Here is a 23,531-nt window from a genome sequence, read left to right on the forward strand (position 1 = left end):
ACAACTCATGCGCGGGTTTCGATAATCCGAATCCAGTGACCCGGAACATTGAGCTCACTGGCAGCCAGCTTGATGCATACCAGCAATGGTACCGCCAGCAATACACCCACCACACCCCACAACCAGGCCCAGATTATCAGCCAGATCATTAACACCAGCGGGTTGAGGCGCATATGATTGCCCAGCACGGTGGGTGTCACAAACTGCGCTTCGATGCCATTAATGCAAAAGTAGACGAGCGCCGGTACCATGGCAAACGGCACAAAACCATATTGTGCCAAACCGGCCAGCGAGAGCAGACTCAAACCGATAAACATACCCACGTACGGGGCGAAATTGAGCAGAGCAACCAGAGCCCCCCACAGCAAGGCATCCTCGACACCTAAAAGCCAGAATACGCCGGCAGTGGTCATGCCAAGCAGGGAGTTGATGATACTGACCGTCAATATGTAGCGGGACAACTCAAGCTCTATGGTATCAATCAGCCCATGAGCCCCCTCCTTGTCGGTCACTCGTGGCAGATACCTGATAGCAGAATCGAACAGCCGGGCACCAAACACCAACAGAAAAACGGTCAGCGTCAGGCATGTTACCAATTGCGCCAGAAAGATTGGTGTTGCCGCCAACATGTAAATCATCAGTTCGACGCCACCCTGAGTAATGCGCTCGGTTACCGCATTGCTGTCATCAACAAGCTCGGGGGGGGCCTCGTCATCGCCGCCGAATAATCGGGAGAAGAATGCCCGCGATGGGTCCTCCTGCTCTGTCTCTGGCTCGGCACTCCAGGCGGAGGTCATGATATCAATCTGTTGCGTAAACGTGGCTGACAGTTCCGGCAGACGCTGTGCCCACTTTTGTACCGGACCCGCCAACTCCATGCCCAGCAGGGTGAACGGCACAGCAATGCTGCACATCAGCAATATTGCCGAAAGCGCCCGAGGCACGTGATAGCGGCGGAAAAAGTTAACGGCGGGAATCAGCAGCAAGGTCAGCAACAACGCCACCACGATAGGCACCAGCAGGGTTTTGGCGAAATACAGGGTGTACAACAAGGCCAGTGCGAGCAAGCCCTGCAGCATTCTTGTGATCAACGTAACTGGCAACTCTGTCTGCCGACTCTGTTTTTGTTCTGCGTCTGGGTTCATCCCTGCGGTACTCAAGTCCTGCTGTGGTCGTTTGCTGTTTTGCCCGAAGGCAAACTAGATAATTTTAAGAAATCGGACCACATACGGTTGCAATCGAATCGCAGCGAATCCTGTGGACAATAACGCTGATACCGAAGCACGGCCGGACGCACTGCCCGCAATAGCGCCGGCGGTAAATCCACACAGCGGAATAACCCAGCCTCGGTGACGTCTGAACGTATTGATCGGCCGCAATCCCAGTCGCTGGCTGCGCAATTGCTCCAGCTCGACTGTTATCGCCGCCGCCTTGATTCTGAGCACCAGGTCGTCACGGGCCATGTTTTATGTCCTCAATGATCTCATCCAGGTAGCGGCGGGTCGTTGGCAACGTCAAACTGCGACGGTACTTTTTGAACAAAAGCCACATATAAACCACAGCGGCTGCCTGCACCACAAAAAAGGTAAAAAAACCGGCGCCGGGCAGACCACTCTGACTGTACACCAGCCAGGAAATACAAACTGACAGACCCAACCAGGCAAAAACAACGATGGGTAGAAAAAATAAAACCAGAAAAAATAATCGACGCAAATCGGCGCTGGCAAGCCTGATTTCTGCCGTCGCCAACACCGACAAGGCGCTGGCCAATGCTGCCAGCTGCCGGAACCAGGCAAGCCAGGCATTCAGCTCATCCTGCGCTTTGCCGCTGTCTTTTTCGGGGCCAGGCAGTTTCAGCGGCTCGCGATGATCGTCGCTCATGCTACCCGCTTCAATTTCTGGAGAATATTTTCGATAGCACATACCCGCCCACAAACGCGATAGCAAGCGCCTGTGCAGGCTTTTCCTTTACGTATTCGATTGCCGAGCCAGTCAGGTCATCGGCTTTGTCCTTACCTTTGACCAGTTGATCCAACGCTTCCGCCTTCACATCAAGGCCGGCAATTTCTGCCGCATGACGGAAATGATCTTTTGCCTCCAGCAACTTGTCCAGCGCCTCCCGGGCCGATTGTTTACTTGCTTCCAGTTCCGCTTCCGATCCCTGTTTCTTTGCAGTTGCCATAACCATTCTCCTGTTGCGGTGAGTATAACAGTCTTATCCTCAAACCTTGTCTAATACTAAAGAAACTCCTCTGCACTGGCAAATGCCCGCCATCACATCAGGTTGGCCACGATTATCGCCAGCACGCCACCCGACAGGCAGTACCCAAGCAACGCCACAAAACCATCATCAGTGATCAATGCCAGGCCAAACAATGTCCAGATCAACCCCGCACCATTGGCGCTGAACGGGATAAACTCCATAGCCGGTGTCATCATCGCGGTGACACCACAGGCCAACGCCACGGCATATCTCGTGGCGCCGCGCACCAAAACCGTCAGGCGAGGTTTCAGCAAACGATCGATAAAGCGCGACGGTTTCCTCATTGCCGACACCGCCTTGCGCATCTTTTCTGATGACACTGAACGGGCCAACAACCAGTCAGGCAGCCAGAAATGTCGGGCCTGCAGGACGATCTGCGCGACGGTCAGCAACACAATCGATCCCATAATGGTAGGCATTCCCGGCACATCACCAACCACCGGCGCCAGCGTCACCAGCCCGGCAAACAATACGACCGGGCCAAAGGAGCGTCTGCCGATAGTGTCAAAAACATCATTCAGGGAGACCTCATCGCCATCCGAGGCCACGTCATGAAGAAGATCCAGCATGGCTTCCAGATTCTCCGGCTGCCTGCCTGTGGTGCACTCATCCGCACGTTCACCGCGCTGTTCCGGATTGTCACTCACAAAAAACTCCAATGTCCTTTTGGTTACCCGAATACCACTGACAAACCCGATTCAATAAAGCATTGTACCGGTGTAATGGCGCCTCCTATCAAAGACGATTCAGTTGTTCAATAAAATCACTGATCTGTTGTCGCAATAGCGCATCAGAACCCGCATAACTGAGTGCCCTTCTGGCCAGCCCCCTGGCATCAGCGTACTGTTGTTGCCGGTAGCGGACATCGGCTAGCCGGTACCAGATTATCGCGTCCCGCGGGCTGATTCTTAAGGCCCGTTCACTGACGGCGGCTGCGCGCTCCAGGTCACCCGCAGCGATCGCGGCATCCACCGATGCCAACAGGGTTGATGATGCAGTTGCCGGTACCGTGTCCCGCGGCGATTCAGGTGACGGCGAGGACGGTGTCGACGCTCTCGGCACTGATTGCCCAGACGACGGCGGCGGCGGTCCTACCAGAGCCGGCGTGTTTACCGTGTCGGGCTCGCTACGCTCGACTGGCGCCGGCTGCTGGCTGACCGGCTGGTATCCGGCGCAGGCCGTCAACAGGCCTGAAGTGATCAGTAACAACACTCGCAACATCATGGATTCTGACTCCGAAATCGGTCAAATACCCGTTCCAACAATGATTCGCTCTGCAGACAATGGGTCACCGCGACAGGCAACTGTCCGGCGCGAAAGGGCAACAATCGGGTGTTACGGCAATCGTCATCAGCCGGGCGTGCAGTTGCCTGAACAGGTACTTCATGCCATACAATAGCATTTGGCGCGCGCGTTTGTCTGGGCTGAATATTCAATTGTTGCATAACTGCGGTCCATACCCGCAAAGCACCCGTTGCGCCGGTCAGGCCAGTACTTCTGTTATCGTCGTAGCCCAGCCATACCACACCCGTCAGATCATCTCCATAGCCGGCAAACCAGCTATCCCTGAAGTCATTAGTGGTGCCGGTTTTCCCGGCCAGCGGTAACTTGTCCGCCAGATCGTCTGCGACGCTGCGCGCAGTGCCCTGCGCGAAAACATCCTGCAGCGCCTGTTCCAGCAGGAAAACAGAAGATGCATCAGCGACCTGTTCAGTTTCAAAGCCATAACGCTGCAGCCGCTCGCCGGTACCCGTTGTCACCGCCTCGACCGAGCGCAATGGCGAGTAAAAGCCGTTACTGGCCAGAGTCTGGTAGAATCGGGCCACCTCAAGAGGTGCCATGTCTACCGCACCAAGCAACAGCGACAGATACTCGGGTACCGGCCGTGTATGACCCAGTTTTGCCAGCATATCTATCACCGTATCGACGCCGATTTTAATGCCCAGGTCGACAGTAGCCAGATTCAGGGAACGCGCCAGCGCATCGTGCAGATAAACATCACCGAACATCTGGTCATCGTAGTTGCGCGGCGACCACTGCTGACCGCCCTCTGCCAACAAGTCAACCGGACGATCCGACAACACCGTGGCCAGCGTGTTGTTGCCCGACTCCAGTGCTGCCAGATAGACCGCCGGCTTTACCAGCGACCCGATCGGACGAACGGCATTAAGTGCCCGGTTAAAGCCGACCGCGCCGGACCGGCGCGCGCCCGCGAGTGCTCTGACTTCACCTGTATTGCTATCGGTAATAACCATCGCGGCCTGCAACGCTGTGCCATCATCTGCAGTCACCTCGACAGCCGCTACCGCCGGTTCCAGCGCCGAGTCCATGGTGTCCTGCACACGCAGATCCAGGGTAGTAAAAATCCGCAGCCCCTCCGAACGCAAGGCATCAGCGTCATAATCCCGGGCCAGGTCCGCCCGCACCAGCTCCATAAACGCCGGATAGGCCCGGTTGCGACGGGTGGGCCGCTGACTGGTCCGTAAATCTGCGACCCGTGCGCTATCGTAGTCAGCCGCAGAGATATATCCCTGCTCAAACATGTTGCGCAATACCGTATTGCGACGATTCATGGCGCGTTCGGGATTGCGTCGTGGATTGTAATAGGATGCACCGCGGGGCAGGCCCGCCAACAGTGCGAGCTCGGCCAGTGACAGCTCCGCCAGGGGCCGCGCAAAGTAAAATTGCGCGGCCAGTGTGAAACCATGGATGGCACGGTTACCGTCCTGGCCCAGAAACACTTCATTCAGATAGGCCGCGAGGATCTCGTCTTTACTGAAATGCAGCTCAAGCGCCAATGCCATGACCGCTTCTTCGATCTTGCGACGCAACGTACGGTCTTGTGTCAGGTAGAGATTCTTGACCAATTGCTGCGTCAGGGTACTGCCACCCTGAGCGACCTCACCCCGGCGCAGATTAACCCACAATGCTCGCAGAATACCTTTGGGATCAACGCCCCAGTGCTGATAGAAACGCTGATCTTCCACAGCAATAATGGCATTGACCAGAGCATCCGGCACCTGCGTCAGGGACACCGGCAACCGGTCTTCACCGGTATCGGGATTGATCTGCGCAATTTCGACAGGCTCCAGCCGCACCAAAGGCACATCACCCTCAAACGCACCACCCACCGCGCTGGCGCTGACCCGGGCAATACGGGATCCGGCAAACTCGATTTGCGCCATGACACCCGGCTCACTACCGTCCCAGAAACGAAAACCACGGGTTTGCAGACGCAGTTGTTGTCCCTGCCGGGTGAATTCGCCGGCACCGGAAACAGTGTCCACCTGCCGGTAACCCAGTCGCTGCAGATGATCAGTCAGGTCAGTGATACTGAGGTGCGCTCCGGTATACAGCTCGGCTGGGCGGGCGTAGATACGCGCTGGCAACGCCCATTGCAAGGCTTCAAAATCGCGGCGCACCTGATAGTCTACCCAAACCAGCCAGACCAGTATCAGAGCAATGCCTGAACCCAGTACCCAGGTCAAACCACGACGCCAGGACTGCCTGCTGTGTACACGCTTTACTTCCGGCTCTGTCATGGCGTGTATTATGACACTATCGGGCAAGCCCCCGCCATGGCATTGTCGCGGGCGTCAGCTATCCAGGATTTCACGCACTTTGCGCGCCAGGTCGGCGGTGCGGAAGGGTTTGCTGAGAAGATTCACACCCGGGTCCAGACGACCATGATGCACAATCGCATTTTCTGCGTAGCCGGACATGAACAGCAATTTCATGTCAGGATCGATGGCGGCCGCTGCGGTCGCCACTTCTTTGCCGGATATGCCGCCGGCGAGCACAACGTCTGACAGCAGCAATGCGAACGGACAGGCCTTGTCAACGGCGTCACGCAGTGCCCCGAGCGCCTGCGCACCGTCGCCGAAGTCACTGACCTGATAACCCAACTGGCGCAGACTGGAGACGGCATAACGCCGCACCAGCTCATCATCCTCAACCAGCAGGATACGCTCATCGCCGCCCGCCATCGTTGACGCTGCCGATACCCCCTGATATCGACTGCTGCTACCCTCACTGGCACGCGGCAGATAGAGTCTGACCGTGGTGCCCTCTCCCGGTTCACTGTAAATTCTTACCTGGCCACCGGATTGATTGGCAAAACCGTATACCATGGCCAGCCCCAGTCCGGAACCTTTGCCTTCCTCCTTGGTCGTAAAAAAGGGGTCGAACGCCTGCGCAGCGACATCCGCCGGCATACCACAACCGGTATCTGAAACTGCAACCATGATGTAGTCGCCAGCCACCATGGCGTGGTCATCCGCGTACCCCTGCTGAATGACAGCGTTGCCGGTTTCAATGGTGAGTTTTCCACCCTGAGGCATGGCATCACGCGAGTTCAGCGCCAGATTAAGAATGGCATTGTGCAATTCATTGGGGTCAACGATGGCCGACCATAAACCCTCGCCGCAGACCAGCTCAATGCTGACGTCTTCACCCACGGTACGCGCCAGCAACTGCCTGGCTTCCGAGACCAGCGCATTGATATCCGTCTGTTGCGGATTGAGCGGCTGTCGCCGGGCAAACGCCAACAGCCGATGGGTCAGCTCGGCCGCACGCTCTCCGGCAATACGGATGACCTCAGCCTGAGTTCTGACATCCTCAGGCGCCGTTTCCAGATGCGATTTGAGCAAATCCACATTTCCGAGGATAACCGTCAACAGGTTGTTGAAATCGTGCGCGATACCGCCCGTCAGTTGTCCCAGCGCGTCCATTTTCTGCGCCTGGCGCAAGCGCTCTGCCATCTCCTTCTGTTGCGTGAAGTCCTGCAGATAAACGGTCATACCATCTTTATGCGGGTAGGCCTTGATCACAAACCATTTCTTCAGCGGTGGGTAGTAGCGCTCCATAGAGACCGCGGTATTGGTCGCCCTGGCCTCCTTGTAGCGCTCGTAAAAACCGGTCTCGGTCAACTCCGGAAACTCTTCCCATATTATTTTGCCCAACAACTCCTCAGCGGAGCGTTCCAGGACCCGCTCAGCTTCAGCATTGAGGAAGGCAAACTGCCATTTTCGATCCAGCGAAAACACGGCATCGGAGATGGCTGAGAACACCGTTTCCATTTCCGCTTTGGCGGCACTGACGTAGTCCTGTGCCCGTTGCTGGGTGTGTAGCGTCTGCTCGGCGAAGTCTTGCTCACGCTGCACCAACACCACGGTTGCCACCGAGCAACCGGAAAAGGTCAGCATCACCAGCAGACCAATGCTGACCTTGGACAGCACACGTCCCCGCCACCCGGCCAATGCTTCGGCTTCGGTGATATTGGCATAGGCAATCAGGCGATTGTTCCAGGTGTAGCTGAAAGCGGACAGGCGCGACATGTCGTTCTCGGCAGACAGGTCCGCGACGCGCCCGCCATCGACGGAACCCCGGACATTACGGAATTGCGAGTCCTGCGAAAAATCCACCCCCATCAGTGCTGCTGCAAACGGACTCCGGGCTATCACCCTGCCTTCTGCTGACAACAATCCCAGAGCGCTCTGCTCGCCTGCACGCAGGGCGTCGTAGAAATCACTCAGATAATCGAGCGACATCGCCGCCGCAACCACACCAGCAAAACTGCCATCAGGCGCCGATATCCGGCGACTGACATTAACGATCCATTGCCCTTCAGCCAGGCCAACGGTTCCCAGCCGGGGTGTGGCAACATACATGCCATTGTCGTTTCCGTCCCGGTGCACAAAAAACTCGGGATACTCCGAAAAATCAACAGGTTCCGGATCAGGTGTGCGTGAGCTGGCAATCAGCCGTCCGTCGCGGTCAAGCACATAGAAAGCATAGGTGTTGACCGCGGCCGACTGACGGTTGACCAGCTCTCCGTTCAGTGCTGCCAGATCGGCGATATCTTCTTCGCCAGTCAGGGCTACTGCAACAAGTCCCAGATCAAGTGCCATCAGGGTTTGCTGTGTATGTTCAGCCAAGGCGTCAGTGGCGTTCTCAAGCCCACGATACGTGGTCTCAATAACCTGTGCGCGATCCACCAGAACACTGTAGGTAATAATTGTAATTAGAACCAATGCCACTAACACATTGGCGAGGAGAAATACCTTCTTCATCCGAACTCCCTGACAACCTGTTTTTTACTCTTTAGTACAGGCAGGTGATAATCTAGCATGTAATGTCAGACTTCAGAAACCGTCCGGCTTTGATAATACAATTGCGCACCTGTCCCGTTCGGAGAAAACCGTGGAAGCCATGCAACACATTCTCGCTGAAACGCTCAGCCAGACCATGCCTTTTGGCAAGTACAGGGGGAAAAAACTGATTGACCTGCCCGAGCCTTACCTGGTCTGGTTCCACCGGCAGGGTTTCCCGAACAGCAAACTGGGGCGTCAGCTCGCGTTGATGTACGAAATCAAGGTAAACGGGTTGGAAGGCATGTTACAAGGCCGGGGCAGTCAGGACCCTGGCAAGTACTGACCGGCACTGCAATTCCGGCGCCGCCGATCAGTCGCGGGCCGTATCACTGGCCAGGCCCTGAGCCGCCGTAATGTGCTTGCTGTAGGGATAACGGATAACCACATCAGCCAGCGAGGTTGCTTCACCAAACAGATAGCCCTGCACAATATTGCAACCCAGCGAGCGCAGGTAGTTGAACTGAAACATGTGCTCTACGCCTTCGGCAACTATGTTCATTTTCAGTCCCTGCGCCATGGATACAATCGCACTGACGATACAGGCGTCCTCTGACTCGTTGTGCAGTTTCTGCACAAAGCTGCGATCTATTTTCAGGGTGTTGATCGGAAATTTGTGCAAATAACTCAGTGATGAGAAACCCGTGCCAAAATCATCAATCGCCAGATTTATACCAGAGCGGGTCAGCTGTAACAGCTTGTCGACAATATCTTTTCTGTCATTCAGCAACAACCCTTCGGTAATTTCCAGTTGCAGCTTGTGTGGCGGAAATGCGGTGCTCTGCAAAGTATCAAAGATATGCTTTACAAAGTCTTCCCTTTCCACCATGACCGGCGACAGGTTTATGGACAAACTAAGCTCCGGGTGGCCCTTTTGATGCAGCGCACCAACATGCAGGCAGGCTTCGCGCATGGTTTGCCGGTCGATTTCCACAATCAGACGACTGTCTTCGGCAATCGGGATAAATTCGGCCGGAGACAATCTCCCGTATTTCGGATGGTTCCAGCGAATAAGAGCCTCTACACCGTAGAGATTGGTATTCACCGTGTCCACCAGCGGCTGATAACAAATTTCAAGCTCATTCAGTTGCAGGGCCTTGCGCAGATCCTGTTCCAGCGAATGCCGGCGGGTGACGCTGCCGTTCATTTCCGCATTGAACAGGACGGAGCCATTTTTACCGCTGCTCTTTATGCGGTACATGGCTATATCGGCATTCTTGATCAATGCTTCAATGTCATCCCCGGCATCGGGATAGACGGCAATACCAATGCTTGCACCGATGTAGATTTCGTGGCTGGCGATGTCAAACGGCGCCTTGATGGACTCCAGCATTTTTTCCGCGACCTGCAAGGCCGTGGTTTCGCTTTTGATATCCGGCAGCAACAGCGTGAACTCATCCCCCCCAAAGCGGGACAAGGTATCGCCTTTGCGCACACATGACAGCAGACGCTGACTGACCGCTTGCAGCAGACGGTCGCCCATGGTGTGACCCAGCGAGTCGTTGATGACTTTAAAGCGATCCAGGTCGATGAACATCACCGCCAGTTTTTCCTGATTGCGATGTGCCTGGGTTATGGCCACACTCAGGCGATCCTTGAACAGGGAACGATTCGGCAGGCGGGTCAGAATATCATGGTACGCCTGAAAATTTATGAACTCCTCAGCTTCGATCTGATCACTGATATCCCTGGCAGTGCCGTAAATCTCGTAACGGCGACCGACACCCGCTTCCGGCACTTCGCCGTCGCCAATGACGGACATGGTCAATTCAAAATGACGCTTGCGTGACTCACTGGTATTGGCTGAGCGGCTGACCAGTGCCATATTGATAGCTCGTTCACTGTCGCTGGAGGTATGCGCGTGCTCAAAAAAGTAACGGGCCTTTTCCTGGTCTTCCGCGTCAACGATGGCCGTGATGTGCTCGCCCAGCAGATCGCTGCGCCGATAGCCCAGCAGGATTTCGACTTTACTGTTGATAAAACTGAAGCATCCTTGCTGGTCCAGAATAAAAATAATGTCCGGCGAGTTGTTGACCAGAAACCGGTGCAAACGCTCGGACTTGGTCAGCCGTCGCTGCATGTCTCCGTGACTGTCTTCCAGACGTTTTTTCCGAATCGCATTACTGACCGTTGTCATCAGTTCGTCAGCGACGTAAGGCTTCTTGATGTAATCATGTGCACCCTGACGCAGCGCTTTGCTGACATGATCAACGGCACTTTCACCACTGACCACAATCGCCAGCGATTTGAGCCTGGCCGACCGCATGTACTGCAGCACCTGATGTCCGTCCACTTCCGGCATCGCCAGGTCCAGCAACACGACATCAAAAGTCGACGACTGCAATCGGTTGATGGCCTGCTGCCCGCCAAAAACCATGTCAACAGTGTAACCTCTCAGCGATAACAGATTGTGCAGACTTTCAGCCAGACGTCGATCATCATCAACGATGAGTATACGTCCCGTCTTTGTCGTATCGCTGTTGTCATTGAAACGCGACAAATTATTCCCTGATTTCAATACTGCGCTCAACTCAATTCCCCCGCGAACTGTCGCCACTGGGGCGGGTGACGGGGAACAGTAAACGGAACTGCGCACCCTGGTCACTGTTGCTACACATAATCTGGGCATTCATCGCATCCAGCAACTTTTTCACCACACTCAAACCCAGACCGGCATGCGCAGCGCCCTTGCTGCTCACACCCGGCGCGAACAGGCTGGACATGACCTGCTCTGACAGCCCGCCACCGGTGTCCTCAATGGTCAGCGCGAGATGCGGACGACCGTTGACCATCACCCGCCCCTGTGATCGTAATGTCAGTGTGCCGCCGGCGGACATCGCCTCCACGGCGTTCTTGATCAGATTGGTCAATACCTGCTTCAGTTCTGCTTTATTCAGCAACATAGGTTGCAGCGATACATCCAGCTCCAGACTGACCTTGATGTCGCGCGCGGCGCACATGGATTCGCGGAAAATTCTCGCCAGGTCATCAATCACGGCATTAACATCAACCCACTCGGACTCCGGCTGCTGGTCGGGTTTATTCAGTCTGAGCAGAATACTGCCGACCCGGTCTATTTCTTCGCGCAGAATCGCGAACTCCTTGTCGGTATCCTTACTGTCTCCCAGCTTCAGGCGCAAAATTTCCAGGTAATTATTGATGACGCTGAGCGGGTTGCTGGCTTCGTGCACTGCCTCGCTGATGCGCGCTGCCTCACTGCCATGAGCCGGTTTTCCGGGCTCCTCGCTGTTCGCCGTGCTGCCAAACAGGGCAGTGACCTCATGCAGCAATGTTTGCCACAAATCCGAGTTTTTCTGCTGTTGGGAAACCGTTACCGGACTGGCACCGGCCACCAGCACACCACGCTGGCCATTACCTTTGAATGGCAGGCAAATCAGCCCGGGCTGGCGACAGTAACGCAGGAGTTGCTCATCGACCATGCTCAGGGCATGACCGCCGGCCTGATCACTGCCTGTCACTTGCTGACCGGCAAAGCTGCGCTGAACAAGGCTGTCATTGCCATCGACATTGAGAACAAAGTCGGCAACGCCGGGCTTGTCAGCGGCTTCGCCCAGACTTGCCTCCAACGCACCCTGCTCCTCTCGCAGATGGAAAATCACATATTTTTCGAAACCAAAGCTCAGATACAGGGCCCGTCCGATCGCATCCGACCCCATGAGACCGCCAGAATCCGCAGCGGCGTCTCTGGGCAGCGTCTGACGCAGGGCCTGTAGCTGGGTAAGTTGGCCCAGCTTCTCGCCCAGCGCGCGATTGGCCTGCTGCGCCATCGCCAGGTCTTCCTGCTCTCCCGAAGCCACGCCCAGGCCACCGGCTATGCGCCGGACATCAGCTTCAATACGGCTATGCAATTCGCGTAATAAATCTTCATTAAAACCAAAAAGATCATTGGCTACAGCCAGTACCCTGTCATCCAGCTCTGTCTGACCACTGAGCAGGCTACTGAGATTAACGATCTTGACCAGGTGATGAGCGTGCTTGATCTCAGCGCCAGCGGCATGGTGATAACGCAAGGCATCGGCCATGAAGTTATCCATCTGCCAACTATCCAGCAGCGTTGCGCCCAGCTCCGGGTGCGTCATATCAAATGCGTGACGCTCGGCCTCCAGTAACTGCAGATCATCCCGAGCAGTCGCCGCCAGCAGCGGCAAATATTCGCTATCGTTCTCCGCCAGCAGGCACAGCTGGCCGACATCCATCAACAGACCGCACAGATATGCCTGCGACTGGGCCTGATAACCGGTCAGACTGGCAAAGGTTTGCGCGCTATGCGCTGACACCAGTGACCGGTGCCAGAAACGACGCATGAATTGTTGATGGTCTTTATCAAAGTAGCTGAAGTACTGCTTTACCGCCGCGGTTATTACGAGCGTTCTGACCGTATCGATCCCCAGGCACATGAGCGCCCGGTCGACGGTATCACAGCTATGCTGGCGACGATAAAAACTTGAGTTGGCGACGGCAATCAGCCGGGCGGACATGGCACTGTCCTGGCGAATAATACTGCCAAGATGTTGAAAATCAGCAGATTCCTGACTGACAGCGTCAAGGATGCGAACCAGTACCTGCGGCAGACTGGGGAGTTTGTTCAGGGTCAAATGGGTGGGTACTCGTTGTTTTTCCACCGTCATGGGCTTAACCGTGTCAACAGATCCTGCGTTATTGTCAGTGTCCTTGAATTCGTATATCACTACGTGGCTGACGCAGCCTGCGCCGAGTATACTCAATGAATCGCCTACTGACCACTGCAAGCCTGTCATTAGTATGGAAATTCTTGTTGCACGGGGAGACTTGTCGCTTTATGCTTGGTGGCTTGAACAAGTGTCCGGCAGCAAACGGTTTCAAACCAACTGAAAACGCACCAATCACCACGTGAAGCTAATGGCTACCGTCGAATTACCTCTGGATAATTCTGCTAAAAAAAGCCTGACTCAGGCCCGCACCACTGCCCCCCATGTCATCGCAATCACTAGCGGCAAGGGTGGCGTCGGCAAATCCAGCATCTCCGTTAACCTGGGCATCGCGCTATCCCGGATGGGCCGCAAAGTCTGTCTGTTTGATGCCGATACCGGCCTGGCCAATATCAACATCCTGCTGGGACTGACACCAAAACTCAGCCTCGAGCATGTCCTGTTCGGCAACAAGTCCATTAACGATGTGATGCTGGAGGGTCCGCACGGCCTGAAAGTCATTCCCGGCGCCAATGGCATCGTTGAGTGCGTCAGGTTGCAACCCAGACAGCACATGCAGCTGACCCGCCAGTTGGCAGAGGTAGAAGGAGAGTACGATTATCTGCTGGTAGATACCGCTGCCGGTATCGGCGATGACACCATGGATTTTGTGCGCGCTGCGCAGCAGACCATTATTGTTGTGACCACCGAGCCGACGTCGCTTACCGATGCATTTTCCATGATAAAACTGCTACGCAGGCGCGGCAAAAAAAGCCATTTCCATGTCATCGTCAATATGTGCGCCAGCACCAAACAGGCACGTGAGGTTTTCCATCGCTTCTCCGGCGCAGTAGAAAAATATATCGGTATAAAACTGAACTACCTGGGATTTATCCTGCAGGACGAGAGTCTGCGCGCCGCCGTCACCATGCAGTCTCCGGTCACGCTTTTCCCCGAAACAGACCCTTCGTGTAAAAATTTTTTCCGCCTGGGACAGGCCCTGGAGGACTCACTGGGCGCTCTCACCCCCAAAGCATCTTTCAGCGCGTACTGGCAAAGCCAGTATCGCCAACAACAGCACTCCCGGCCTATGCAGAACCGTTTATCCGCGACAGCATCCGATCACAATCAGCGTCGGGCCACTCACCGTAACCACAGTGGCAACGGATCACGGAGCAATGAGACCCAGCAGGAGTCATTGAGCAAACTGAGAACGCGGCTACTGACCCTGATTGCCCAGCGCGATATGCCGGCATCGGCCTTCATCGCGCTCATTAATGAACTGAACAAGGCCGTGCAACACGTCTATCCTGACACCCGGAACGCCACACCGGCGCGGAGCAACCCTGAGCAGGTCATCAGCCCTGAGCCCATAAACAGCCATAAGCGTGTAAACAGTCCTGAGCCGATAAACAGCCCTGAGCCCATAAACAGCCCTGAGCGCACAAAAAGCCCTGAGCCAACAACAAACCCTGAACAGAACAGCGCCCCGGCGCCGGCAGACCCGCGCCCCTGCAACCCGGACACAACACTAAAACATCACTACAATGAACACCGCTTTGGCTCCCAACAACAACTCCTGGCCAGGCTACGCCAGCACACCGGGCAGCCGTTGTTACATGTGCTAAATGACCTGGCCGGCACCTCATCATGAACAACAGCCTCGCCTACAAATTCCTGGCTGCCGCAGTCATTGGCCTCTTGCTGCTGGTGCTGCTGGGCCTGGTGTTCATCGGCCTGACCGATCGGACGCGGGAAACAGTCAGCACTGCGCCCCCGCAGGAAGAAGTGCGCCAGCCACGGGCGCCGGAACCGGCGACCAGCACCGCACCCGGTGCTCAACGCAACACCGCGCCACCACCGATATTCGCAACTGACGTTGCAGATCCCGAAACAGGAAACAGACCGTGAGCAAGATTCGTATACGCCAGACCCGTCACGACGACATCCCCGCACTGATTGCATTGCAGACACGCATCTACCCCACGATCCCGCCCTGGAACAAAATTGATCTGCTGACACAACTGGAGATGTTCCCGCAGGGACAGATTGTCGCAGAGGATGAATCCGGCCTGCTGGGCTGCGCCAGCTCCATCATGGTTGTGTGGGACGACTGGGCTGAAGAGCATAACTGGTACGAAATCACCAGCGCCGGTACATTCGACAACCACAACTCTGCTGGTCGCACACTTTACGGCGTCGAGGTTTTTGTTGACCCTGAGTCACAGGGCCAGGGTGTCGGGCACCTGCTTTATGAGGGTCGCCGACAACTGTGCCGTGCCATGAACATGAAACGCATCATTGTTTGTGGTCGACTGCCTGGATATCAGGCCAATGCTGCGGAAATGAGCGCCGAATATTATGTCCGCAAAGTCATCTGGGGAGATTTTAATGACCCGGTGCTGAGTTTCCAGTTGCGCGAAGGTTTCAGCTATTGTGGGGTGATGCCGGACTATATCCCCGAAGATGTTGAGTCTTGCGGTTTTGCGTCACTGCTGGTCTGGCTGAATCCGGACTACGAATCCGATCAACCTACTGTTATTCGCGATGGCATCAGTTTTCAGATCAAAACCTGATCGACTGACGTCAACGCTTTATCGCGATACATCATGACATCGGCGCGCCCCAGCATTTCATCAGAACTGTCCCCATCTTCCGGCCATAGTGCGACACCAATACTGACCACCACATCAACTTCCCGGTGGCTCACCAGCATGGGACCGTTCAAAGAATCACGCAAACGCCGCACAAATTCACCGAGCCTGATCTCAGACGAGACTGCTTCCGGCGCGTCTGTTTCACCGGCAAAACCACGGGCAATCACAACAAACTCATCACCGCCCAGGCGCCCGGCAAAATCAGCACCGCGGATCGCCTGCCCCAAACGCCCGGCAATGCCAGCAAGCAATTCATCACCAGCGCTGTGCCCGAAATCATCATTGACCCGCTTGAATCCATTAACATCGATCAGCATGACTGCAAATGGCGCCTCAGTGCGGCGACTTTCAATCAGCGTCTGACCCAGGTTCTCGTCAATGCTGCGACGATTAGGCAGCCCGGTCAGGGCATCCTCCCGCGCCATTTGCATCACCTGACGATTGGAACGAAAATAACACGCTACTCCCAGGCCGTAAGTCCAGCCAATGGTGAACAGTATCAATCCCAATATCAGGCTCTGGTTGCCTTCTATTTCCAGAGGCGCAGTACTCACTTCCGTTGCCAGCAACGCGTATCGCCAACGCAGCAGCAGTGCTACTGCAACCAGAACTGCCGAAAAAGCCGCCAGGGAATTGGCCTGAAACTCATAACGATCCTCTGTACGCCAGCACATGATGATGCCTGCCAGCAACATACCCATGGCCGCAAACGCATCATGAAACAGGAAACGCGCTTGCGGGTAATCCTTGTTCAGCCAGGCCATCAGCACGATTACCGGCATCGTCATCAACATCAAACGCCACCGCCGCGCCGAGTGATAACCGCGGAACCGCAAACTGCCTTCAATGATGTAAAGGACCGCGGACAAACTCATGGAATTGCTCAAAAACGGCCCCAGATTTCCGGGTGCCTGAAGCAGGGTGGCAAAAAACACTGACAGAAAGGCCAGCACAATAAGAAAGCCTCCGATAGTCCAGTGCAGGACGCCGGGGAGGCTCTTGTTGATACGCCAAAAAATGAACAACACCAGCACCGAGGTTACTGATACCAGCGCCAGCGTTATGGCCAAGGTCATGAGATCAAGGTTAATCATGTCAGCGTGGGTTACTCTGCGGGAACTGCCCGCATCAATCAGACCATTTGTCAGTATATTCAATCATTCTGGCGGTAATGCCGGGCTCCGAGAGGGAATGACCGGCATCAGCGACTATGTGTAGCTCTGACCGAGGCAATGCCTTGTGAAGCTGCCAGGCGTTTTCCACGGGACATATTACGTCATAACGCCCGTGAACGATCACCGTCCGGATGTTTTTCAGGGCGTCAGCATTATCCAGCAAATAGTTATCGTTGGGGAAAAAACCTTTATTGGTAAAATAGTGACACTCGATACGTGCGAACGCATCAGCGAACTGCTCATTGCCGAATTTATCACTCGATGCCGGATCGAACAGCAGCCTGGAAGTCGAGCCCTCCCAAACCGACCAGGCTTTGGCTGCCCGTTGCCGGATGGCTGCATCGGTGGAAGTCAGACGTCGATAATAGGCTGCCACCAGATCATCGCGTTCGTCTTCCGCTATCGGCTCGAGATAGGACTGCCAGAGGTCCGGAAACAGTCTCGAACAGCCTTCCTGATAAAACCAGTCTATCTCCTTTTTCCTGAGCAGGAAAATACCGCGCAGGAACAGATCAGTGCACACATCGGGGTGAGTAATGGCATAGGACAAAGCCAGTGTCGAGCCCCAGGAGCCACCAAAAACCGCCCACTGCGGCAGTCCCAGATGTGTGCGCAGCTTCTCGATATCCGCCACCAGATCCCAGGTCGTGTTGTCTTCAATATCGGCGAACGGTCGACTATGCCCGCAACCACGCTGGTCAAACAGGATGACGTGCCACTTCTTCGGATCGAAGTAGCGACGATAGTCAGGCATCAAGCCGCCACCAGGGCCACCATGCAGAAACACAACAGGTTTACCGGCAGGATTGCCAACTTGCTCGTAGTAAAGCGTGTGGCGTTCGGAGACTGGCAAAAAATCGCTGTTAAACGGTTCAATGGCTGGATACAGATCTGCAGATGGGCCTGTCATGGTGCTTGAGTCCAGGTGTGTTGGCGATGATTGAAAATGTCGGTCAACTCAGTTTGGCGATCAGTTCGGACGGCGCTATCGCCTTGCTGAACAGCCAGCCTTGTGCATATTCGACATCATGTTCACTTAAGTACCGCGCCTGGGCTTCGGTTTCAACACCCTCGGCAATCAATTTCAGATTCAGGGTTCGTGCCATCTTGATGATGTGCAACACAACCCGATTGGTCGCCGCCTCAGTATCAATGGCCTCAACAAACAACCGATCAATCTTGAGACAGTCGAACTGCATGGTCTCAAGATAGGACAGGCTGCAGTATCCGGTACCAAAATCATCTATCGCCACCCGAATACCCTGATTGCGCATCGCCGCAATGACCGACTTGGCAGCGCTGGCATCCACCAGCATGCGCTCAGTCAGCTCCACCACAATCTGCCCCCCTTTGACCCCACTGCCCTGCACCATGGTCATCAAACTGTCCAGGGTCTTGCCCGTCTGCAGGTCTTTGGCGGAGAGATTAAGAGTGAGAAAGAAGTCCGGGTTGTTACGTAATGTCGCCACCATATCCCGGCTGGCAAGCTCAATGACTTTTTCTGTTAACAGGCCGATCAGGCCACTGTGCTCGGCAACCGGAATAAATTCATCAGGCTGCATGATGCGGCCGTCTTTGCGACGCCAGCGTACCAGGGCTTCAGCACCAACCCATTGCCGGGTGCGCAGATCCACCACAGGCTGGTATTCCAGATAGAACTCGTTTTGACGCAGCCCTTGCCGAATCTGCACCGGCAACGACACCTGCATGCGCGCAACATAGATGACTGATCCGGTCAGGATAGCAGCGGTGGCCAGTCCGATAGGCAACAATACCCAAATGAAAGTCCATACGCGCTCACCAAGATAACGGGCAGGGATTGCCGCGATCGCGGCGGTCTGGGCGACCTGCTCCGAGCGCACCACGCCAACGATAAAACCATTGCTGATAAATGCGGCCTCTGGCAAGTCATCGACCGCGGACATCCACTGAGGATCAACGTCGCCACTTGAGGTTCTGAGCTCGCCGCTGGCCGGGTCGAAGGTCGCAAACAAAACACCCTCTTGATCCACCACCAGATCTACCGCCTGACTGCGGTGTGCCATGGCGATAAATCCGTCACGCTCAATGGAAATGTAGGGGGTCTGTGACGATAGCGGCATCGGTGCATTCAGGCGCAACCGCGATCCCGTTGGGGTAATACTGTCGGGCGGGCCCAAAGCCAGTCCGTCTCCATGCAGGCCCAACGTTGAGCAGATCATGGACTCTCCACTCACCGCGCCGACAACTTTCATGAACTCCATGCTGATGCCCAACTGTCGCATCTGGTTGAGCATGGTATCCGAACACGAGTCCCCCGTGTTTTCGGCAATAAGGGAGTCGATGGCTTCCTGCATCTGGTCTACAGCGCGATCCGAGCGGGCAGCCACAGAGCGTGCGTAGCTGATAACTCTGTCAAATTCGGCAGCCAGACCCTGTTGTTGTGCCAGATAGATTGCAGCTAAAACAGGGCCGATCGCAGTGACAAGAGCCACTGCAATGATGAATTTCAAAGCTCTGGATCGACGCATTGTACCTTGTTCCTGATCGGCGATGCCGCACGTCGTTGTCATTATGATTCTGGGAGTGCAACACCTGACCGGCATAAACCTGCCGGTACTTGAAGACTACACGTTTCCGGAAAAAGGTCAATTATCAATGGCATCGGTGAACTGAAACTGTGCCGGGTATCACAACGCAGTGCTGCGCGCCTGCAGATAGGAAACGGCCCCCCTGCCGGCCACCCGGCCACTGGCCAGGCAGGCGTTCAGCAAATAACCACCGGTGGGCGCATCCCAGTCCAGCATCTCTCCGGCACAGAATACGCCGGGCAGTTGATGCAGCATCAATGCATCGTTCAGCTCGGCAGCCACAATGCCACCGCCGGTGCTGATCGCCTCGTCCAGAGGACGCGATGAATGCAGACGTTGTGGTAAACATTTTATGGCGCTGGCCAGTGCCTCCGGGTTATCTGCGGACCGCGGCGCCAGTTCGTGCAGCAAGGCGGCCCTGGCGCCACTGAAGGCAAGACGCTTGCGCAGGAAGTTGGCCTGCGACTGTTTGCCCCGGGGCTGTGCAAGGATATGCCTGATGTCCGTGAGTGAGCGGTCCGGCATCAGGTCCCAGTAAATCTGCGCGTAGCCGTCACGCTCCAGTTGCTGCATTAACGCGCGTGATGCCTGATAGATCAGCCCGCCCTGCACGCCGTGCCGGCTGATCATGGCCTCGCCCGGTAGCCAGCCTGACGCACTGGCATCGAGCGACAACGCCACCGACTTCAGGGGCTGGCCGGCAAAGCGCTCACGCATGAATTCGCTCCACGGATAGTCAAAGCCGCAGTTAGACGGAGAAAACGGCGCCACCTTGATCCCGGCCTGCAACAGGACAGGCAGCCAGTGGCCATCCGAACCCAGACGCGACCAGCTGCCACCACCCAGCGCCAGCACCACCGATCTCGTGGTGATTTCCCTGGAGTATGCCGCATGACCTGGTGCTGTGACCTCAAAGCGCAATTGATACCCGCCGGCCACGGATGCCCAACCGGTCCACCGGTGGCGGGTATGAATATTCACCCCCTGTTCCCGCAGGCGCTTTAACCAGGCCCGCAGTAAAGGCGACGCCTTCTTTCGGACCGGAAACACACGACCGGAACTACCGATAAACGTTTCGATACCCAATGTATTCACCCAACTGACAAGATCAGCCGGACCGAACGTGTCTAACCAGGGATGCACCAGGTCCGGATGGCTATAGCGTTCAGCAAATGCCGCAGAATCTTCTGAATGCGTCAGGTTGAGCCCACCAACACCGGCACGCAAAAATTTGCGCCCGACAGCAGGCATGGCATCAAACAGCTCGACCGCATAACCCGCCGACGCCAACTGTTCTGCCGCCATCAGCCCTGCCGGACCGGCGCCGATTACAACAACGGGTTGAATGCCGCTGGCCGTTTGTGTCCCGGGCACAGTCATGAACGCCTCCGTTCGCAGTACATGTCTTTGTTCATCATGATAGTAGGCCTGCATGATAACCTGCCTGCCAGGTTAACGGGGACTCAGGCGCGTAAAATGCAGAATGCGACTGTCGCCTTGTATTTACTGCAAAGCCCATTGTCAGGCTCGTCCTTAATTGATAAAGTCCCGAGCAATAACCACAAAGCCATTGGTGATACTTATGTTTGACCGGAACAAAGACAAACAACAGGACAAACCCGAAACGTCTGGCTCGGCCGCCCCGGCTGCGGAATCCAGCTACAGCAGCGCCCCGCGGCCAGCCGCCGCCAGCTCCGGCAAATCTGCCACACTGGGCGCTACCATCAAGGTCAAGGGTGATATCAGCGGTGACGAAAACCTGATGATCGAAGGCCAGGTCGAGGGTACAGTCAACCTGGCATCCCATGAACTGACCGTCGGTAAATCCGGTAAAGTACATGCCGATGTGACTGCCAAAGTCATCCGTATTGATGGCGAAGTGCACGGCGACATCACTGGCAAGGAAAAAGTATTCGTCTCCAGCACCAGCAACATCAAGGGCAATATAATCACCCCGAAAATGACGCTGGAAGAGGGAGCCCGATTCAAGGGCACCATCGATATTGATCCCAGCCATGCCAATGGCAGCTCACCGGTGGCTTCTCTCAAATCAGGCACACCGACCGACAAAACCAGCTAAGTCGTGAACCTCGCAGAGCAATTGACAGTGACAGTGACCGAGACGCTGCCCAGCCGATTAATGCCAGATATTCTGCACAGGCTTGCAGAGATGTCGCCATTGATGGTGTTGGATGTCGGCTTTGGCGTTCACGAAACGGTGGAGCATTTTGGCAATCGACGCTGCAAACTGCATTTTCTGGGTTTGCCCGATGCATTGAGGTCACCACCGGTGCTGCCTTCTCCTGCGCAAAAAACCGGCAAAATTGTGGATGAGGCGGCGCGTCAGGAAAACCTGCTCAATGCGTGGCGCGAACGCTTTCGCAGCGTGCTTGATTTTCCCGAGGATACGCGCTTTGACCTGTGTCTGTTCTGGGACGCATTCAATTACATGGATGACCTGGCACTGAAAGCATTTTTCGAGGTGCTACATCCATACATCCGCAAGGAAACGCTGGGGCACGGCCTGATTCAGCTTAAAGAAGACAAACAGGTAACCAATCGCGAATATGGTATTCAGGCACCGGACCTGCTGGCCATGCGTCCGGGTCATCACAGCGCACTGGCCTGCCATCCGCGACCGCAGGCGCGGGTCGCTGCCATGCTCAAGGGCTTCGCCGTTAGCCATGGCGTTTTGCGTCGCGACGGTCTGTTGGAAGTTTCGTTAAAAACCGAGTAACCCCTGTCGCCTTAGTCACACTTGCAACAACCCCTTGATACCCTCAATGGCCCGGTCAACATGGGCTTCGGTATTGTAAATACCCGGACACAATCGCAAACCGCCGGTTCCGGCGCCGGCGATACCGTATTCGGTATACAGCCTGTTACTGAGCGCACCGGCCTGCCCGTCCGGCGCAGCCACAATGCAAACACCAAAACTAAGAGACGGATCTGATGGCGTAACCAAGGGCAAGCCCAGCGCCCGGACCCCGGCCTTCAGGCGTTGCGACAGCGCAACAATGCGCTCTTCGGTGCGCCTCGCGTCGATACTGTCATGGATACGTGCAGTCAAACCCAGAGCCGCCAGGGCGGCGTCATCGCGCTGACCGAGCGATTCAAATTTGCGCGCACCTGACTGGCGGGTTTCGACACCCGTACCCCAGCCGGACGCCACCACTCCCGGCCAGACACGTGCCTGCTGCGTCGCCTTGAGGTAAAGCAGGCCGACTTCTTTCGGCCCCATATACCACTTGTGCGCACTGGCCGTGAACGCATCAACACCGAGGGCCTGCAAATCCAGCTCCATCGCGCCCCAGGTCTGCGCGCCATCAAGGTGAACAAAAATGCCACGGGCATGCGCGGCAGCGACAAGCTCGGCAACAGGCAGCTTTATGCCGCTGACATTGGACACATGCGTCAGAGCCAGCACCCGGGTACGGTCGGTAAACTGACTGACGAATGCCTCAATCAACGTGTCAGCGGTGACGCTTGCCGGCGTCGGCACTTTCTTCACCAGGAAACCAAAGCGTGCCGCACGCACCTGCCAGGCAACATGATTGGTAGGGTGATTTTCATCCCAGACAATGACTTCATCACCGCGCTCAAGCGCCAGACCATTGTTGATGATGTTGTTGGCTTCGCTGGTATTGCGCACCAATGCAACTTCATCGGCACTGACATTGAGTTGCGCCGCTATACGGCTTCTGGCATCTTCCAGAAAACCGGAGAACTTCGCACGGTTATTAAATGAGCAGTCCTGATCAATATCCGCCGTCATCGCTGACACATATTCGGCCACCATCCGGAATGACGGACACAGATTCGCTGCATTCATGGGCACTGCATCATCGGCAAAGGTGAACTGCCGGCGTATGTTCTGCCAGTATTCTTCACCACTGGCTTCGGCAAAAAATGTGTCAATGTCCTGCTGTGCCAAAGCCAGTTTAGCCTGCAGGCTGGCCGCGCCAAGCAGGACGGCACTCGATGTCCGCAAAAACCCGCGGCGCGATGACAGTTTGTTCATTGCTATCT

Annotated in this window: 21 protein-coding genes; 6 read left to right on the forward strand and 15 right to left on the reverse strand. The window is 55.7% G+C overall.

Annotation, left to right across the window (positions count from 1 at the left end; translation table 11 throughout):
- Nucleotides 1-5 precede the first annotated feature (5 nt).
- From ENH71_RS03795 to ENH71_RS03830, 8 genes are all read right to left on the reverse strand, one after another.
- Nucleotides 6-1,091 (reverse strand): AI-2E family transporter, encoded by a 1,086-nt coding sequence (locus ENH71_RS03795; RefSeq protein WP_294133414.1) that lies wholly within the window; start codon nucleotides 1,089-1,091, stop codon nucleotides 6-8.
- A gap of 108 nt (nucleotides 1,092-1,199) precedes the next feature.
- Nucleotides 1,200-1,463: a hypothetical protein gene (locus ENH71_RS03800; RefSeq protein ID WP_294133417.1), complete on the reverse strand. Its 264-nt coding sequence runs from the start codon at nucleotides 1,461-1,463 to the stop codon at nucleotides 1,200-1,202.
- Nucleotides 1,453-1,881, reverse strand: coding sequence for a hypothetical protein (locus ENH71_RS03805; RefSeq protein ID WP_294133420.1), 429 nt, complete (start codon nucleotides 1,879-1,881; stop codon nucleotides 1,453-1,455). The genes ENH71_RS03800 and ENH71_RS03805 overlap by 11 nt, the downstream gene beginning before the upstream one ends.
- Before the next feature lie 10 nt (nucleotides 1,882-1,891).
- Nucleotides 1,892-2,182, reverse strand: coding sequence for a hypothetical protein (locus ENH71_RS03810; RefSeq protein WP_294133422.1), 291 nt, complete (start codon nucleotides 2,180-2,182; stop codon nucleotides 1,892-1,894).
- A gap of 92 nt (nucleotides 2,183-2,274) precedes the next feature.
- Nucleotides 2,275-2,910 carry an exopolysaccharide biosynthesis protein gene (locus ENH71_RS03815; protein WP_294133425.1) on the reverse strand — a complete coding sequence of 212 codons (636 nt, stop codon included), beginning with the start codon at nucleotides 2,908-2,910 and terminating at the stop codon, nucleotides 2,275-2,277.
- 88 nt (nucleotides 2,911-2,998) lie between these two features.
- Nucleotides 2,999-3,487 carry a tetratricopeptide repeat protein gene (locus ENH71_RS03820; RefSeq protein WP_294133427.1) on the reverse strand — a complete coding sequence of 163 codons (489 nt, stop codon included), beginning with the start codon at nucleotides 3,485-3,487 and terminating at the stop codon, nucleotides 2,999-3,001.
- Nucleotides 3,484-5,805 (reverse strand): penicillin-binding protein 1B, encoded by a 2,322-nt coding sequence (gene mrcB / locus ENH71_RS03825; RefSeq protein ID WP_294133429.1) that lies wholly within the window; start codon nucleotides 5,803-5,805, stop codon nucleotides 3,484-3,486. Before mrcB ends, ENH71_RS03820 begins: the two co-directional genes overlap by 4 nt.
- A gap of 54 nt (nucleotides 5,806-5,859) precedes the next feature.
- Nucleotides 5,860-8,334 carry an ATP-binding protein gene (locus ENH71_RS03830; protein ID WP_294133432.1) on the reverse strand — a complete coding sequence of 825 codons (2,475 nt, stop codon included), beginning with the start codon at nucleotides 8,332-8,334 and terminating at the stop codon, nucleotides 5,860-5,862.
- A 139-nt stretch (nucleotides 8,335-8,473) separates the two neighbouring features.
- On the opposite strand from ENH71_RS03830, the gene ENH71_RS03835 reads away from it, so the two are divergent.
- Entirely contained in the window at nucleotides 8,474-8,698 is a 225-nt protein-coding gene (locus ENH71_RS03835) for a DUF3820 family protein (RefSeq protein ID WP_294133564.1), read from the forward strand.
- A gap of 27 nt (nucleotides 8,699-8,725) precedes the next feature.
- Here ENH71_RS03835 and ENH71_RS03840 read toward each other — a convergent pair whose 3' ends face one another.
- The gene (locus tag ENH71_RS03840) at nucleotides 8,726-10,912 is read right to left on the reverse strand and encodes a putative bifunctional diguanylate cyclase/phosphodiesterase (RefSeq protein WP_294133435.1); all 2,187 of its coding nucleotides are present in this window, start codon (nucleotides 10,910-10,912) and stop codon (nucleotides 8,726-8,728) included.
- 31 nt (nucleotides 10,913-10,943) lie between these two features.
- The gene (locus ENH71_RS03845; protein WP_294133437.1) at nucleotides 10,944-13,061 is read right to left on the reverse strand and encodes an HDOD domain-containing protein; all 2,118 of its coding nucleotides are present in this window, start codon (nucleotides 13,059-13,061) and stop codon (nucleotides 10,944-10,946) included.
- Nucleotides 13,062-13,311: 250 nt separating this feature from the next.
- Between ENH71_RS03845 and ENH71_RS03850 the strand changes: the two genes are divergently transcribed.
- Genes ENH71_RS03850 through ENH71_RS03860 form a run of 3 tightly spaced genes read left to right on the forward strand, consistent with a single transcriptional unit; the run spans nucleotide 13,312 to nucleotide 15,676 of the window.
- The gene (locus tag ENH71_RS03850; protein ID WP_294133440.1) at nucleotides 13,312-14,754 is read left to right on the forward strand and encodes a P-loop NTPase; all 1,443 of its coding nucleotides are present in this window, start codon (nucleotides 13,312-13,314) and stop codon (nucleotides 14,752-14,754) included.
- Nucleotides 14,751-15,011, forward strand: a complete 261-nt coding sequence (locus ENH71_RS03855) for a hypothetical protein (protein WP_294133443.1) — start codon at nucleotides 14,751-14,753, stop codon at nucleotides 15,009-15,011. Before ENH71_RS03850 ends, ENH71_RS03855 begins: the two co-directional genes overlap by 4 nt.
- Nucleotides 15,008-15,676 carry a GNAT family N-acetyltransferase gene (locus tag ENH71_RS03860; RefSeq protein WP_294133446.1) on the forward strand — a complete coding sequence of 223 codons (669 nt, stop codon included), beginning with the start codon at nucleotides 15,008-15,010 and terminating at the stop codon, nucleotides 15,674-15,676. The genes ENH71_RS03855 and ENH71_RS03860 overlap by 4 nt, the downstream gene beginning before the upstream one ends.
- On the opposite strand, the gene ENH71_RS03865 is transcribed toward ENH71_RS03860, so the two are convergent.
- The 4 genes from ENH71_RS03865 to ENH71_RS03880 form a co-directional block, all read right to left on the reverse strand.
- The gene (locus tag ENH71_RS03865) at nucleotides 15,661-16,833 is read right to left on the reverse strand and encodes a GGDEF domain-containing protein (RefSeq protein ID WP_294133447.1); all 1,173 of its coding nucleotides are present in this window, start codon (nucleotides 16,831-16,833) and stop codon (nucleotides 15,661-15,663) included. The two genes, ENH71_RS03860 and ENH71_RS03865, sit on opposite strands and share 16 nt — an antisense overlap.
- Nucleotides 16,834-16,885: 52 nt before the next feature.
- Nucleotides 16,886-17,842, reverse strand: coding sequence for a prolyl aminopeptidase (gene pip / locus ENH71_RS03870; RefSeq protein WP_294133450.1), 957 nt, complete (start codon nucleotides 17,840-17,842; stop codon nucleotides 16,886-16,888).
- A 43-nt stretch (nucleotides 17,843-17,885) separates the two neighbouring features.
- Nucleotides 17,886-19,442: an EAL domain-containing protein gene (locus ENH71_RS03875; protein ID WP_294133475.1), complete on the reverse strand. Its 1,557-nt coding sequence runs from the start codon at nucleotides 19,440-19,442 to the stop codon at nucleotides 17,886-17,888.
- A gap of 159 nt (nucleotides 19,443-19,601) precedes the next feature.
- The gene (locus ENH71_RS03880) at nucleotides 19,602-20,882 is read right to left on the reverse strand and encodes a BaiN/RdsA family NAD(P)/FAD-dependent oxidoreductase (RefSeq protein WP_349768636.1); all 1,281 of its coding nucleotides are present in this window, start codon (nucleotides 20,880-20,882) and stop codon (nucleotides 19,602-19,604) included.
- Between the two features lie 202 nt (nucleotides 20,883-21,084).
- Between ENH71_RS03880 and ENH71_RS03885 the strand changes: the two genes are divergently transcribed.
- Both ENH71_RS03885 and ENH71_RS03890 read left to right on the forward strand, forming a co-directional pair.
- Nucleotides 21,085-21,582: a bactofilin family protein gene (locus ENH71_RS03885; RefSeq protein ID WP_294133480.1), complete on the forward strand. Its 498-nt coding sequence runs from the start codon at nucleotides 21,085-21,087 to the stop codon at nucleotides 21,580-21,582.
- A 27-nt stretch (nucleotides 21,583-21,609) separates the two neighbouring features.
- On the forward strand, nucleotides 21,610-22,239 hold the full coding sequence (locus tag ENH71_RS03890; RefSeq protein ID WP_294133482.1) for a hypothetical protein: 630 nt from the start codon (nucleotides 21,610-21,612) through the stop codon (nucleotides 22,237-22,239).
- Nucleotides 22,240-22,254: 15 nt separating this feature from the next.
- On the opposite strand, the gene ENH71_RS03895 is transcribed toward ENH71_RS03890, so the two are convergent.
- Nucleotides 22,255-23,523: an aminotransferase class V-fold PLP-dependent enzyme gene (locus ENH71_RS03895; RefSeq protein WP_294133485.1), complete on the reverse strand. Its 1,269-nt coding sequence runs from the start codon at nucleotides 23,521-23,523 to the stop codon at nucleotides 22,255-22,257.
- Between the last annotated feature and the right edge of the window lie 8 nt (nucleotides 23,524-23,531).

It is taken from the genome of Pseudohongiella sp., assembly GCF_011050365.1.
GTDB lineage: Bacteria > Pseudomonadota > Gammaproteobacteria > Pseudomonadales > Pseudohongiellaceae > Pseudohongiella.

Excerpts from the sequence above, each read along its gene's own strand:
- pip (WP_294133450.1), bottom strand. The coding sequence starts at position 17,842 with ATGACAGGCCCATCTGCAGATCTGTATCCAGCCATTGAACCGTTTAAC.
- ENH71_RS03880 (WP_349768636.1), bottom strand. The coding sequence starts at position 20,882 with ATGACTGTGCCCGGGACACAAACGGCCAGCGGCATTCAACCCGTTGTT.
- ENH71_RS03850 (WP_294133440.1), top strand. The coding sequence starts at position 13,312 with ATGGCTACCGTCGAATTACCTCTGGATAATTCTGCTAAAAAAAGCCTG.
- ENH71_RS03835 (WP_294133564.1), top strand. The coding sequence starts at position 8,474 with ATGCAACACATTCTCGCTGAAACGCTCAGCCAGACCATGCCTTTTGGC.
- ENH71_RS03830 (WP_294133432.1), bottom strand. The coding sequence starts at position 8,334 with ATGAAGAAGGTATTTCTCCTCGCCAATGTGTTAGTGGCATTGGTTCTA.
- ENH71_RS03820 (WP_294133427.1), bottom strand. The coding sequence starts at position 3,487 with ATGATGTTGCGAGTGTTGTTACTGATCACTTCAGGCCTGTTGACGGCC.
- ENH71_RS03885 (WP_294133480.1), top strand. The coding sequence starts at position 21,085 with ATGTTTGACCGGAACAAAGACAAACAACAGGACAAACCCGAAACGTCT.
- ENH71_RS03810 (WP_294133422.1), bottom strand. The coding sequence starts at position 2,182 with ATGGCAACTGCAAAGAAACAGGGATCGGAAGCGGAACTGGAAGCAAGT.
- ENH71_RS03800 (WP_294133417.1), bottom strand. The coding sequence starts at position 1,463 with ATGGCCCGTGACGACCTGGTGCTCAGAATCAAGGCGGCGGCGATAACA.
- ENH71_RS03875 (WP_294133475.1), bottom strand. The coding sequence starts at position 19,442 with ATGCGTCGATCCAGAGCTTTGAAATTCATCATTGCAGTGGCTCTTGTC.
- ENH71_RS03805 (WP_294133420.1), bottom strand. The coding sequence starts at position 1,881 with ATGAGCGACGATCATCGCGAGCCGCTGAAACTGCCTGGCCCCGAAAAA.
- ENH71_RS03895 (WP_294133485.1), bottom strand. The coding sequence starts at position 23,523 with ATGAACAAACTGTCATCGCGCCGCGGGTTTTTGCGGACATCGAGTGCC.
- ENH71_RS03855 (WP_294133443.1), top strand. The coding sequence starts at position 14,751 with ATGAACAACAGCCTCGCCTACAAATTCCTGGCTGCCGCAGTCATTGGC.
- ENH71_RS03865 (WP_294133447.1), bottom strand. The coding sequence starts at position 16,833 with ATGACCTTGGCCATAACGCTGGCGCTGGTATCAGTAACCTCGGTGCTG.
- ENH71_RS03845 (WP_294133437.1), bottom strand. The coding sequence starts at position 13,061 with ATGACGGTGGAAAAACAACGAGTACCCACCCATTTGACCCTGAACAAA.
- mrcB (WP_294133429.1), bottom strand. The coding sequence starts at position 5,805 with ATGACAGAGCCGGAAGTAAAGCGTGTACACAGCAGGCAGTCCTGGCGT.